Origin of the sequence: Rhizobium sp. Root1204 (assembly GCF_001424965.1) — a bacterium.
Classification (GTDB): Bacteria; Pseudomonadota; Alphaproteobacteria; order Rhizobiales; family Rhizobiaceae; genus Pararhizobium.
Genome location: NZ_LMCZ01000043.1, coordinates 98,461 through 111,561, shown reverse-complemented (window position 1 = coordinate 111,561; position 13,101 = coordinate 98,461). Strand labels below are relative to the sequence as shown.

10 protein-coding genes are annotated in these 13,101 nt (G+C 61.5%); 3 read left to right on the top strand and 7 right to left on the bottom strand.

The window, feature by feature from the left end; translation table 11 throughout:
* Positions 1–24: 24 nt before the first annotated feature.
* The 6 genes from ASC96_RS29900 to ASC96_RS29875 form a co-directional block, all read right to left on the bottom strand.
* Complete coding sequence (locus ASC96_RS29900; RefSeq protein ID WP_156393891.1) at positions 25–408, bottom strand: hypothetical protein; 384 nt, start codon at positions 406–408, stop codon at positions 25–27.
* 131 nt (positions 409–539) lie between these two features.
* Positions 540–2,201, bottom strand: a complete 1,662-nt coding sequence (locus ASC96_RS29895) for a urocanate hydratase (protein WP_060506697.1) — start codon at positions 2,199–2,201, stop codon at positions 540–542.
* A gap of 198 nt (positions 2,202–2,399) precedes the next feature.
* The gene (locus tag ASC96_RS29890) at positions 2,400–3,497 is read right to left on the bottom strand and encodes a DUF917 domain-containing protein (protein WP_060506696.1); all 1,098 of its coding nucleotides are present in this window, start codon (positions 3,495–3,497) and stop codon (positions 2,400–2,402) included.
* Positions 3,497–4,756, bottom strand: coding sequence for a Zn-dependent hydrolase (locus ASC96_RS29885; RefSeq protein ID WP_112834597.1), 1,260 nt, complete (start codon positions 4,754–4,756; stop codon positions 3,497–3,499). The genes ASC96_RS29890 and ASC96_RS29885 overlap by 1 nt, the downstream gene beginning before the upstream one ends.
* A gap of 8 nt (positions 4,757–4,764) precedes the next feature.
* Positions 4,765–6,144: an amidohydrolase family protein gene (locus ASC96_RS29880; protein ID WP_060506694.1), complete on the bottom strand. Its 1,380-nt coding sequence runs from the start codon at positions 6,142–6,144 to the stop codon at positions 4,765–4,767.
* Positions 6,145–6,155: 11 nt separating this feature from the next.
* Complete coding sequence (locus ASC96_RS29875) at positions 6,156–7,694, bottom strand: aromatic amino acid lyase (RefSeq protein WP_060506693.1); 1,539 nt, start codon at positions 7,692–7,694, stop codon at positions 6,156–6,158.
* A 138-nt stretch (positions 7,695–7,832) separates the two neighbouring features.
* Between ASC96_RS29875 and ASC96_RS29870 the strand changes: the two genes are divergently transcribed.
* Complete coding sequence (locus ASC96_RS29870) at positions 7,833–9,248, top strand: LysR family transcriptional regulator (protein WP_060506692.1); 1,416 nt, start codon at positions 7,833–7,835, stop codon at positions 9,246–9,248.
* Between the two features lie 84 nt (positions 9,249–9,332).
* On the opposite strand, the gene ASC96_RS29865 is transcribed toward ASC96_RS29870, so the two are convergent.
* Positions 9,333–10,304 carry a GlxA family transcriptional regulator gene (locus ASC96_RS29865; RefSeq protein WP_060506691.1) on the bottom strand — a complete coding sequence of 324 codons (972 nt, stop codon included), beginning with the start codon at positions 10,302–10,304 and terminating at the stop codon, positions 9,333–9,335.
* A 112-nt stretch (positions 10,305–10,416) separates the two neighbouring features.
* On the opposite strand from ASC96_RS29865, the gene ASC96_RS29860 reads away from it, so the two are divergent.
* Together ASC96_RS29860 and ASC96_RS29855 are read left to right on the top strand one after the other, a co-directional pair.
* Positions 10,417–11,319: a 3-keto-5-aminohexanoate cleavage protein gene (locus ASC96_RS29860; protein ID WP_060506690.1), complete on the top strand. Its 903-nt coding sequence runs from the start codon at positions 10,417–10,419 to the stop codon at positions 11,317–11,319.
* Between the two features lie 211 nt (positions 11,320–11,530).
* On the top strand, positions 11,531–13,021 hold the full coding sequence (locus ASC96_RS29855) for a carnitine 3-dehydrogenase (protein WP_060506689.1): 1,491 nt from the start codon (positions 11,531–11,533) through the stop codon (positions 13,019–13,021).
* The last annotated feature ends 80 nt before the right edge of the window (positions 13,022–13,101 follow it).

Sequence of the window (13,101 nt, the reverse complement as noted above, 5' to 3'; positions counted from 1 at the left end):
GGGCAGGCTATCCCGCCCTTCCCGCTACCGCCGTTCTCCCAGCCAATATTGCCGGGCGCAGCCAAACCGGGGCGCGATGCGATCGTTGGCAATGACCGCTGATGCCCGCCGCTGATTGCGGCCACCGTGGACCGCGCGATTTGGAACGATGGTGTAACCATCGCTGATAAGCTGCAGCTTGAATTCGGCGAAGTGGCGCCTGAAGCCGCTTTTCACATGGCTCAAAGGGTATCGCCATCCGTTTCTACATGCTCTGATCAAAATGACCGAGTAGAGCCGGGCACTGATAATCCGTGCGTCATCTTCGGAGATCACTTTGTCAGGAGAAAAGCCATCGTCCGGCGAACCCGGCGGCACGCTCGAAAAAACCAGAGCAAGCGCGATACATCCTCCCAATGTCGCTTTCACCGCAGCCTCCCTCGCAGCCTCAAGCCCCCCGTTCCTCCACTCTTTCAGAGGAAGACAGGATCGCACATGGCGGGCAGAGCACAAAACTATTATTTAGGAAAACGTAATATACGTCAGCAAAGATGGCGCCGCTAATCGAGTGCGATATACCCGATTCCCTTCCTGCCGATCTCGTCCACCGATTCCTCATAGCCAGCATCCGCATAGCGGATCACGCCGAGTGACGTGTCGTTGGTCAGCGCATGGTTCAGCCGCTCGGCCCCCGCCTCCGTGCCGTCGGCGACGACCGTAACCCCACAGCTGGTCATGTAACCGGCATAGCCGCCGCCGCCAGAGTGGACGACGACGAGATCGGCCATCGAGGAGCAGAGCAGCATCGCATCAAGCAGAGGCCAGTCGGCAATGGCATCGGAACCATCTTTCATACGTTCGGTCATGATGTTCGGATGCGCCATGGCACCGGCATCGAGATGATCACGGGAAAAGGCAATCGGTCCCTTCAGCTCACCGGAGGCGACGAGAGCATTGACCGCCACCGCCAGCTGCGTCCGCTCGCCATGACCAAGCCAGGCGATGCGGGCGGGCAGGCCTTCGAAGGGAACGTTTTCGCGGGCGAGTCTTATCCAATTGGTCACGATCTTGTTGTCCGGAAACATCTCCAGCAACAGATCGTCGATGCGGGCGATATCGCTTTCCTCGCCGGACAGCGCTATCCAGCGGAAGGGGCCGATTGCCCGGGCAAACAGCGGGCGCAGATAGGCCTCGGTGAAGATGCGGATATCGAAGGCATTGGCAACGCCACCTTCGCGCGCCTGGGTGCGGATCAGGTTGCCATTGTCGAAGACTTCCGATCCCTTGGCCTGGAATTCCAGCATCGCCTTGACGTGGTCGACGATGGAGGCGCGGCTGGCCGCCATCAACTGTCCCTGCCCGTCGACACGAAGCCGCTTGACCTCCTCAAGGCTCATGCCCTTCGGCACATAGCCATAGACCAGGTCATGCGCCGAGGTCTGGTCGGTGACGATATCCGGCACAATGCCGCGCCGGGCTATTTCCGGATAAAGCGCAGCCGCATTGCCGACGAGGCCGATGGAGGTGGCGCGCTTCTCCTTGACGGCCTGATCGATCATCGCAAGTGCCGTATCGAGGTCCGGCGCCACATGTTCGAGATAGCCGATCGCCTTGCGTTTTTCGGCGCGGATGGGATCGATATCGATGCACAGGATCGCGGCGCCCGCCATGCGTCCAGCCAGCGGCTGTGCGCCTCCCATGCCGCCCAGGCCCGCCGTCAGGATGAACCGCCCGGCGAGATCGCCGCCGAAGCGGTTTTCAGCAATGCGCATGAAGATTTCGTAGGTGCCCTGGATGACGCCCTGGCTGCCGATATATTGCCATGCGCCGGCCGTCAGCCCGCCCCAGCAGATCAGCCCCTGCTTTTCCAGTTCGTAGAACACTTCGGCCTTTGCCCATTGGCCGACGATATTGCAGTTGGCCATGATCACCAGCGGCGCCTTGGCATGGGTCTTCAAGAGCCCCACAGGTTTGCCCGACTGGATAACCAGCGTCTGATCCTCGTCCATCTCCAGCAATGTCTTGACGATAGCCCTGTGCGACGCCCAATTGCGTGCTGCTTTGCCGAGAGCGGCGTAGACGATCAGATTGTCCGGATCCTCACCCACCGACAGCACGTTTTCCATCAGCCGCAGCAACGCCTCCTGCCGCCAGCCTTTGGCCCGTAGTTCAGGACCGCCGGGGATCGGAAAATTCGGGTGACGCGGGTTAGGCTTGGGCATGATGATGTCCTCTGAAACTTGATGGGACTGGAAAGCCCCTCACCCTGGCCCTCTCCCCGCAGGCGGGGAGAGGGAACGACGGAGGTTGCCGCATGTCCCTTCTCCCCGTTCACGGGGAGAAGGTGGCCGAGAGGCCGGATGAGGGGCAACCAAAGAGATGAAGTATAATAACGCGGCGCCTTGCGCCGACCCTCCCCCTCAAAGGGAGGGTGAAAGTGCATATTTCGCCAGTTCGATCCCCATCGCCTTCTCCACCGAAGGATAGACGCTCGGATCAAGCACGCTGGACGCCAGCGGAATAACGGTCTTCGGCACATGCAGCACGAAAATCTTCATGCCAACCTGCAACTGACCGACACTCAGTGGTTCACCCTCTGGCGACAGAGTGGTGATGACGTCGGGGAAGGTCGCAAGCCGCGTGCCGTCGGCATCCTCGACGGCCATATATTCGTTCATGACATGGAGTACCGTCGAGTCATCGCCCGTCCCTAGAGTCACCGTGCCGATATCGAAGGCTTCCTTGGTGTAGACGACGGACTTGTCGGTTATCGTGCCTTCTGCCAGGATTGTTCCATTGGTGGTCTTGGCAATCGTCTCGATGATGGCGCTACCGCCTTTGCCTTCCGCTGCGATAATCGCCTCACCCAGAGTCAGGGCCAGCGAAATCCCGCCAAGGGCCGCATTGTTGCGGACATAGGACGCCCGCAGCGGATTGCGGCAGGAGGCTATGAAACCGCCGGACATATCGGATGCGGTGCGCAGGATCGGCGAAACCTTGGCAGTGGCGCCACGGACCACCAGTTCGATATAGCGGTTCTCGTCACGATTGCCGCCAACCGCCGTCTGGATCATCTGCTCGGGCGAGCCGGCCATGCCGATCGATCCCATATCGCCGGTCGGATGCGCGCGCATGTCGCCAACGGCATCGAGAACCTTGGTGCCGAGGATCGCCGAGGGTAGCCAGCCGTTCAACGTCGACGACTTGCCGTTTTGCCCGACCATCAAGGCCGAAACCTTCTCGCCAAGCGCCTCCTGCAGCAGCTCGACCGCCTTGACGTAGTCGACGCCACGCATCTCCCAGGGTGTGGTCGAGGCCGGCGCGCCGATGGCTGCAGCCGTCGCCACCCAATCGTTCGCATCAAGCTCGTCGATGGAGACCAGTTCGGGCTTGCCGATCGACACGGCCGCATAACCCAGCATGCGGCCATGATCGGCCCAGCCGCCGCCGCCCGCCGCATAGACCGATCCGCCCTTGACGGCCGCCTCGACGTCCTTTTCCGTGAGTATCCGGCCCATCACTGCTCTCCCTGTAAATCGCTGTCGAGTTTGCGAACCGCTTCGAACAACACTGCCGTGCCGAGCGCGATATCGTCGTTTTCCGCCCATTCGTCCGGCGTGTGCGAGCGCCCCTCGCGGCAGGCGATGAAGATCATCGCCGACTTGGAAATTCGCGCCATCCAGGCGGTATCGTGACCGGCACCCGATGCCATGCGCCGACGCCTGGCGCCAACGCGGTCGCAGGCCTGTTCGAGATTGTGCATCACCAGCGGATCGGCGGGCGTCGGAAAATTGTCCGAAATCAGCTTTGGGGAGGCGATCGAAACACCGGTTTCGCGCTGGATATCGACAGCGATCTGATCGATCTCTGCAATGAACCTCTCCATGTCCGGCCGCAGCTCGGCCCGCGCATCGATCAGGATGCGGGCGCGGGACGGAACGACATTGGCAGCATTCGGCTCGATCGAAAATTCTCCGACCGTCGCCGTGAAATGCCCCTCGCCCTTTGCGTAATCCAGCGCCAGCCGTTCGACCTCGCCGACCATACGCGCAGCCGCCACCAGCGCATCGCGTCTGTGGCCCATCGGCGTAGTGCCTGCATGGTCTGCCTGACCTTCGAAAAGGATCTCGACGCGAGTAATACCGGCAATCGCCGTCACGATACCGATATCGCAGCGCTCGGCCTCGAGCACCGGCCCCTGTTCGATATGCAGTTCCAGAAACGCCCTGATGTCCGAGCGTTTCTGCCGGGCCAGCCGCGAGGGGTCGCCACCCGCATCGATCATACCCTGACGCAGAGTCAGCTCTCCCTGCGTCCGGCTCAGCCACCCATCCGGGATCAATCCCGCCAAACCACGGCTGCCAATACAGGAAACACCGAAGATCGACACTTCCTCGGCCAGGAAATCGATAACCTCCAGATCATGATCAAGCCGGATACCAGCCTCGTTGAGCGCCTGCGCCACTTCCAGTGCCGCCGCCAACCCCGCGATACCATCGAAACGCCCGCCTTCCGGCACCGTATCGGAATGCGACCCGAGCATGATCGTGCCAAGCGCGGACTTGCGCCCCTTGCGGCGGCCGATCAGATTGCCGGACGCATCGATCCGGGTTTCCAGTCCCGCCGCCTTGAAACGCTGCTCAAGAAAGGCACGGCCCTCCAGAAACAGAGGTGTAAAGGCGCGGCGCGTGTAAGGTTTATCCGGCTCGGTGATCCGGGCAAGCCCCTTGATCAGATCGGCAATACGGCTTGCATTGACGGGCAGATTGGTTTCCACCGCGCTCATCAGAGCGCCTCGCGCAGCGGCAGGCTGGCGAGCGGCCGGACGAATTGACCGGCCCCCGGCGCTGCCAGCACCGTCTTGCCGTCATAAACCTGTGCGCCCCGGTTATAGGTGGCAGCCACCCGCCACGGCAGGCGAATGCCGTTGTAAGGCGACCAGCCGACAACATTGTTGCCGCTTTCAGCCGCATCATAGGTATAGGGCTCCGGTATCAGCACAGCGATATCCGCATCCTTGCCGGTTTCGAGAGCACCCTTCTGGTGATCCAGCCGGAAATGGCGGGCTGGATTAAGCGCCATCAGTTCGGCTGCGCGTGTCAGCGGAATACCGCGTTCCAGTGCACCCTTGATGAACAGCGGGATCATCACTTCCAGCCCCGGCACGCCGGACGCATTGGCCAGCATGTCCGGATTGGTCTTGCGATTTTCCGACCAGCTGACGTGATCGGTCGAGACCATCGTCACCTTGCCGTCAGCCACATGCCGCCAGAGTTTCTCGACTTCAGCCCGCGGCCGGATCGGCGGGTTGATTTTCGCTTTACCGCCCAACCGCTTCACATCGTTTTCCTCATCGAGGATGAGATAGTGGATGCAGCATTCGATCGTGGCGTGGAAACCCTGAGCCCGGTAGGCGGCCGCGATATCGTAGCCCCGCCCGACGGAGCAATGCACGACATGGGCCGGGCAACCGGTGGCCGCCCCCGTTTCATAAATCTGGTTGGTCGCAAGCAACTCCGTCAGCGGCGGGCGCGACAGGCCATGGGCACGGTAATCGGTAATCCCCGCCGCCTTGACCTTGTCTATTGCGGCCCGCACCGCCTCGTCGTCCTCGTTGTGCACGCCCGCAGCCAGACCGGTTGGCGCGATGGCTGCAAAACAATCCTCCAGCAGGCCGGCCGGAATGCGCGGAAAGCGTTTCGGGTCCGTACCGAAGGTCGAGAACTTAAAGGCGGCAACACCAGCGGCAACCATTTCGCCAATTCGCGCCGGGCCTTCCTCCGGGTCGATCGTGCCATAGAGCGCGAAATCGACACGCGCCTGTTTTCCGGCGTGATCGATCTTGCGTTGCACCGCTTCCGCCGAGCAAACCAGATTGCCCTCGTCATAGGGCATATCGACAATCGTCGTGACGCCACCGGCAGCAGCCGAGCGCGTCGACCAGATGAAATCCTCCTGGTCTTTCTGGGACAGCGAATGCGTCTGCGCATCGATGGCGCCAGGCAGGATCAGGGCCGTGCCCAAATCATGGCGTTCGCGCGCAGACGGCATGGCACCCTGCCCGACCAGGCCCACCTTGCCATCACGCACGGCGACAAACCCGCCTTCGACGACACGATCGGCCAGAACTACAGTGCCTTTCAAAACCAGATCGAAGTCAGACATCTTTGTTTCCTCTACTGTCCGAGCGCGAAGAAAGTATCGAATTCCGGCATTGGCGCCGCTGTTACGATTTCCTCCAGCAAACGGCCGCAGGCAAAATCATGATGCAGCACCTCGATTTCTTTCGAGAGCGGCCGGTCCTTAAGATAGGTGGGGCTGACGGCGCGCACGCGATCATAGGCAATCCGGGTGACGCCTTGTGGCGTATCGCCGAGCAAATCGACCGCCTGGGCCGAGAGCATCGCCTCGATCGCCGCCATTTGCCGGAGATCGCGGACCTGGGTTTCCATACGCTCGACGATCAGAGGCAGGAAAGTCGCCTCCTCCTCCAGTCCACCGGCAACGACGATCGACTGCGCTGACAAGGGAACCGCCAACGACTGGACGCGCATATAGAGTTCCACCACCAGCTTCATCAGTGGCCCGAGACCGCTAGCAATCTCGCCCGGTGCAACGAGGTTGACCGGCAGGTTTCGCCGCACGCCGTTGGACAGAAGGACGCAGCGGTTCAGCACATTGCGCGCCACATGCGAAAAGGCGATCTGTGCGGTCTCGATGTAAAGCGTCGTCGTCAGCGGCAGCGAGGCGCCGGACGAGTGAACCTGCCCGCCCAGCACGACCGGATTGTCGTCGGACAGATAGGTCGCATCGACAAGGCGTTCGGCAGCGACCAGCAGCGTATCGACCACCGCGCCAAAGACCTGTGCCGTCATGCGCAGGCTCAATGGATCGTGAATTGCTGTCGGCAACGGCCAGTCGACACAATCGGACTGACCGTAGAGCCATGAGCCGACCAGCGCTTCGCCACGCGTTCCCAGCGTCGCCGCGACCCGCCATGGGTCGGCCGACGCGCCAAGTGCAAGCGACGACATCAGCCCGGTGGTCATCAGCACGCGCACGGCCGAGGCGGCCTCGCGCAAAACGTCAGCGGCAGCAGCAAATGCCGTCGCATTGACGCTCAGCGCCGCAAGAGCGTCGCGCGGCAGCATGACAAAGGGCGAAAGTCCGGCACGCCGCAGGGCCTCACCGGCATCCAGTAACTCGTCCTGGTAGAAGGCCTGCCCGGTACCCGTCAGGACAGAAGCAACCTGCCCCATCAGGCCTATATCAGCGCAGCCGATCGAGCCATGGCGATGCACCGCCGGCACGACGTTCCGTTCAAGAAGCCCCAGGAAAGCCTTGACCAGTTCGACGCTGCAGCCCGTATGGCCGCCAAGCGCGGTATTGATACGGATGGCGATGGCCTTGCGCACAATGGCCTGAGAAAACAGCGGGCCGGTACCGAAATGGTGCGCCTTGACCAGAGCCGTGTTGAATTCCACCAGATCATCGACAGTCCAAAGCCGGTCCTTCATCGAGCCGACGCCGGTATTGGCGCCATAGACCGGCAGACCCATGGCGATGCGATCGGCGATGACTTTGTGGGCCGTGTCGACCCGTTCAAACGATTGCTCGGAAACAACTGGCACGAACAGACCGGAGCCGATTTTCTCCAGTGCGGAGAATTCGAGCGGATTGCCGTTGAGGACGATGGTTTTCACCGATGCATGCATGCTTTGACTCACCTTGTTGGCAGCATGCTATGCCCAATATCCCGGTTTATGTTATATCCCAAAAATGAAACACGAGATGCCGGTAACCGTACAGATCGGCACGGGTTTATAATTTGGCTTCATGGGATCAAACCACCGATGGACATTGCCACCCTTTCCCTGGTCCACGCGATCCTTGAGCATCACGGAATCCGCCGGGCAGCAAAGGCAAGCGGCAGGCCACCCGCAAGTGTCAGCGCCGCTCTGAAACGGTTCGAAGCTGCCATCGCAGTCCCACTCGTCCGGCGCGACCGCGGCAATCTGGTGCCGACGCTGGAGGCACAAAGCCGGATGGCGGACCTTACTGCGGCAAACGCGGCGATCCAGTTGCTGTTACGGCCTTCACCGACCTCAAATCTTCAGGCAGAACCTCACCCATCGTATGAGGTCTTCCAGCAAACTCCCTCTTCTCCCCAGCGGGGAGAAGGTGGCCCGAAGGGCCGGATGAGGGGGACGGTAAGTTCCGAAACCGCGGAAAGAGCCCCCTCATCGCCTCGCATCCGCTCGGCACTTCTCCCCGCCGGGGAGAAGAGGGAAAGCATCGCCAACGCTGACATTCGCGGTTCGATATTCGTCCGGCCCATACCCTCCATCAGCCTGACAGCACTGGAGCGCTTCGTCACGGTCGCCCGTAGCGGCAGTATCCGTGGCGCGGCAAAGGTTTCGGCAACCGGCCAACCGCAGCTGACACGGCAGATGAACGACCTGGAGCGGGATCTCGGCTATGCGCTGATGCTCCGTTCGGCCTCCGGCATCACCTGCACGGCCCAAGGGCTGGCGGCAATCCCGGTCATTGAAAATCTGCTGGAAATCTGGCGCAGGCTGTCCCGCGCGTCCGGCGACCGCTTCCGCCGCGCGGCGGCGACCTGGCGTTTCGGCTCGGTCATGCCGCTCGGTCCGGAAAGCGAGATCGCCCGCATGCTGGCAGCACTGACGGCCAAGTGGCATCGTGCCCGGCCGCGCCAGCCGCTGTTCGTGTCGAGCGCCACTGCCGACGAACTAATCGCCGGATTGAAGAACCGCCGCTTCGACGTGGTTCTACTCGATTTGGAAAGCTACCCATCGGAATTCGAAGGCAAGCTGATTTCGCGCACGCCCTTGGCGTTGGCTGGTCATCCCTCACTCTTTGCAAAACACGGTGACGATATCGGCGCATTGCTGCAATCCAATCCGATTGCGGTCCCGAGCCTGAAGAGTGGTTTGCGCCAGCAGGCCGCCCATTTTATCGACGCGGCGCTAAGTGAACAGGAACGCAGCCGGCTGACATTGACCGAGGTTGATTCGATCCCGGTCATCCTCAATCTGGTAACGGATCACGGCTATCTTTCAGTGTTGCCGGAAAGCTCGGCCGCCCGCGTGCGAAACGCCCCGGCCATGCGCAGGCTCGGCCCGAATTACATGCAAAGCCTGTCGCTGGCCTGGCAGAAAAACGCGCTTTCGCGGCAGGTGGCGGAAGCCATGCTCAGTATGATGACGGCGGAAGAAACAGCCGGCATCGCAGTTGCTTTCGATTGAATCACTTCCTGCGCGACGGGCGCCAAACCTCTGATCCGACTCATCAATCCGTCACCTGTTGAATCAATGCATGAACTTACCCTCTCAGCTCTTCAGCTTGACGCGCCTGCGCGTCTCGCTTGGGCTTTCACGGTAATGAGCGCGATAACTCCGTGAGAAGGCCGAGGATGAATTGAAGCCGGTGACAGCGGCTATATCGGCGAAATCGGCTCGCGTTTCGATCACCTTGCGCCGCGCGGCATTGAGCCGGAGCGCCAGATAATGGGCATGCGGCGCCACTCCCATCGTCTCCTGAAACAGGTCCTGCAAATGACGGGCGCTGACACCCGTGCGGCGGGCGAGACGGGCAAGCGTCAGTGGCACCTCGACGGTCTCTTCCATCAGCTTGACGGCCATACCCACCCGCGCATCGAGAATGCGCATATTGCCGATCGCAGGGACTTGCAGCAGATCGCCGCGCGTGCGCTCCTGCTCGTAGATGAACAGTCGTGACACTTCGAGCGCCAGCGAATAGCTGTGCTGGCGGCGGATCAATTCGAGCATCAGGTCGAGCGTCGGCAGCGAACCGCCAGTAGTGATGCGCTTGCCATCAATGACGAAACGCTCGCGCACCGTGGTGATCTGCGGATAGGCGGCCGCAAAATCCTCGAAATCCTCCCAGTGGTTGGTCGCCGAGAAATTGTCGAGAAGGCTGGTCTCCGCAAGAAGCCAGGTGCCGGCTTCGATCCCGGCCACCACCTCGCGATGCCGTGCCGTTCGCGACAAGAGCATCTTCAATTGCGTGGTCGCGTAGGCCTGCCAGTTGTAGCTCGAGAGCACAAACAGCGGGGCCGTCTCATTCTGCGGCCGGAATGGCCTGGCAACAGGAATGGGAATACCGCTCTTGGTCTCGATCGGCTGGCCGTCCGGGCTGAAAATCGTCCAGTCATAGAGTACCTTTCCGGCAATACGGTTGGCGGCGCGAAGCGGCTCGATGACCGACGCGGCGAGGATCAGATTGGTCTCCGGCAACACCAGCAAGTCGAGATGCTGGGTTCCATCGCTTGGAACGAGCATTCGTCCATCTCCAGCTTCTGGTTCCGAGAATGTATAACAGACATCCGTTAAAGAAAAGCAGAGCCGTCATTCTTGGCTCGTAATGCACCTCAAGAACAAGGGGAGGCCTTTTATGCCATTGAGCATGAACCGCGACGTTTTCATCACCTGTGCCGTCACTGGGTCCGGCGACACCGCCGGCAAGTCGCCGCATGTGCCACGATCGCCAAAGCAAATTGCCGCATCGGCCATCGATGCTGCCAAGGCGGGTGCCGCCATCGTCCATTGTCATGTGCGTGATCCGGAGACCGGCGCACCCAGCCGCCGCAACGATCTCTACAAGGAAGTCACCGATCTCATCCGCTCCGCCGATGTCGATGTGGTCTTGAACCTTACGGCCGGTATGGGTGGAGACATGATTTTCGGCAATGTCGAAAGCCCGCTGCCGCTCAATCCCAATGGTACCGACATGGCCGGCGCCACCGAGCGCGTCTCCCATGTCGCCGAATGCCTGCCGGAAATCTGCACGCTCGATTGCGGCACGATGAACTTTTCTCTCGGCGATTACGTCATGACCAACACGCCGTCGATGCTGCGGGCCATGGCCAAGATGATGACCGATCTCGGTGTGCGCCCGGAAATCGAAGCTTTCGATACCGGCCATCTCTGGTTCGCCAAGCAGCTTGTTGAAGAAGGCCTGATCGAGGATCCGGTCCTGATCCAGCTCTGCATGGGCATTCCGTGGGGCGCGCCCGACGACCTCAACACCTTCATGGCGATGGTCAACAACGTGCCTCAGAACTGGACCTTCTCGGCCTTCTCGATTGGCCGCAACGCACTCGCCTATCCGGCAGCCGCGGTGCTCGCCGGCGGCAATGTCCGCGTCGGGCTGGAAGACAATCTCTACGTCGGCAAGGGCCAGCTCGCCACCAACGCGCAGCTTGTCGAAAAAGCCGTCGGCGTCATCGAAGGCATGGGCGCCCGGATTATCGGCCCGGCCGAGGTGCGCGAAAAGCTGAAGCTGACGAAGCGGTAAGGCGAACAGCGGAGCGTGGGTTCCCCCTCATCCGCCCTTCGGGCACCTTCCCCCCGCTGGGGAGAAGGAGGAACTGCCGCAATCGCTGAGCCCAAGACTGAGCACGAAAGACGCCGCGAACACCCTCTTCTCCCCAGCGGGGAGAAGGTGGCCCAAAGGGCCGGATGAGGGGGAGCCCGGAAGACGAAATGATAAAGGGAACACGACAACCATGACCAAAATCACCAAGGCGGCCTGCATCGGTGGCGGCGTTATCGGCGGGGCTTGGGCGGCGCGCTTCCTGCTGGCCGGCATCGACGTCAACATGTTCGATCCGCATCCGGAAGCAGAGCGCATTGTCGGCGAAGTGCTTGGCAATGCCGAGCGCGCCTATGCCATGCTGACCATGGCGCCGCTGCCTGCGAAGGGAAAACTCACCTTAGTCAAGAGCATTGAAGAGGCCGTGCAAGGCGCTGACTGGATTCAGGAAAGCGTGCCGGAGCGTGTCGACCTGAAGCGCAATGTCATTACCCAGATCGATGCGGCTGCCGACCCCAAGGCGCTGATCGGTTCGTCCACATCGGGCATCATGCCGACGGACCTGCAGCGCGACATGAAGCATCCCGAACGCATGTTCGTCGCCCATCCCTATAATCCGGTCTACCTTCTGCCGCTCGCCGAACTCGTCGGTGGCGAGAAGACCGCCAAGGCCACGCTGCAGGACGCCAAGGCGAAGCTCGCGCCGATCGGCATGAAGGGCGTCATCATCAACAAGGAGATCGAGGCTTTCGTCGGCGACCGCCTGCTCGAAGCCGTCTGGCGCGAAGGTCTGTGGCTGATCAAGGACGATATCTGCGACACCGAAACGCTCGACGACGTGATCCGCTACTCCTTCGGCATGCGCTGGGCGCAGATGGGCATGTTCGAGACTTACCGTATCGCCGGCGGCGAAGCCGGCATGCGCCACTTCCTCGCCCAGTTTGGCCCCTGCCTCTCCTGGCCCTGGACCAAACTGATGGACGTGGTCGATCTCGATGACGAGCTGGTGAACAAGATCGCCGGCCAGTCCGATGCGCAGTCCGGCGCCCGCGGCATTCGCGACCTGGAACGCATCCGCGACGAAAACCTCGTCGGTATCATGCACGCCTTGAAGAGTGGCGATGGCGGCAAGGGTTGGGGTGCGGGCAAGCTGCTCGCCGATTTCGAGGACAGCCTCTGGGCAAACGCCGAAAAGCCGTCGCCCGACCTCGGTCAGGCCCAGCCGATCCGTATCCTCGACACCAAGGTCAATGCCGCCTGGGTCGATTACAACGGCCACATGACCGAGCACCGCTACCTGCAGGTCTTCGGCGACACCTCCGATGGCGTGCTGCGCCTGATCGGCGTCGATCTGGAGTATGTGAAGAACGGCCACAGCTACTACACCGTCGAGACCCATATCCGCAACCTTGGCGAAGCCAAACTGGGCGATGCGCTCTACTCGACCTGCCAGATCCTGTCCCACGACGAAAAGCGCCTGCATATCTTCTCGACGATCTACAACACAGCCACCAACGAAGCTGTCGCCACCGCCGAGCAGATGATGCTGCATGTCTCCTCCAAGGAGAGCAAGGCCGTGCCCGCCCCAGCCTCCGTGCTGGGCAGGGTCAAGGCGATTGCCGAGGCGCATGCCTCGCTGCCGAAGCCGGACGGTGTCGGGCGTGCCGTTGGGCAGAAGCGATAGTGCTCCCTCGTCTCCCCAGCGGGGAGAAGAGCCGAGCAAAGCGAGGCGATGAGGGGGGTGGGCCGAAAGGCCCCCTCATC

What these genes read in the sequence shown, in the direction of transcription:
- ASC96_RS29895 (WP_060506697.1), bottom strand. Translation starts at nt 2,201, where the DNA reads ATGCCCAAGCCTAACCCGCGTCACCCGAATTTTCCGATCCCCGGCGGT.
- ASC96_RS29890 (WP_060506696.1), bottom strand. Translation starts at nt 3,497, where the DNA reads ATGGGCCGGATACTCACGGAAAAGGACGTCGAGGCGGCCGTCAAGGGC.
- ASC96_RS29860 (WP_060506690.1), top strand. Translation starts at nt 10,417, where the DNA reads ATGCCATTGAGCATGAACCGCGACGTTTTCATCACCTGTGCCGTCACT.
- ASC96_RS29855 (WP_060506689.1), top strand. Translation starts at nt 11,531, where the DNA reads ATGACCAAAATCACCAAGGCGGCCTGCATCGGTGGCGGCGTTATCGGC.
- ASC96_RS29880 (WP_060506694.1), bottom strand. Translation starts at nt 6,144, where the DNA reads ATGTCTGACTTCGATCTGGTTTTGAAAGGCACTGTAGTTCTGGCCGAT.
- ASC96_RS29865 (WP_060506691.1), bottom strand. Translation starts at nt 10,304, where the DNA reads ATGCTCGTTCCAAGCGATGGAACCCAGCATCTCGACTTGCTGGTGTTG.
- ASC96_RS29870 (WP_060506692.1), top strand. Translation starts at nt 7,833, where the DNA reads ATGGACATTGCCACCCTTTCCCTGGTCCACGCGATCCTTGAGCATCAC.
- ASC96_RS29875 (WP_060506693.1), bottom strand. Translation starts at nt 7,694, where the DNA reads ATGCATGCATCGGTGAAAACCATCGTCCTCAACGGCAATCCGCTCGAA.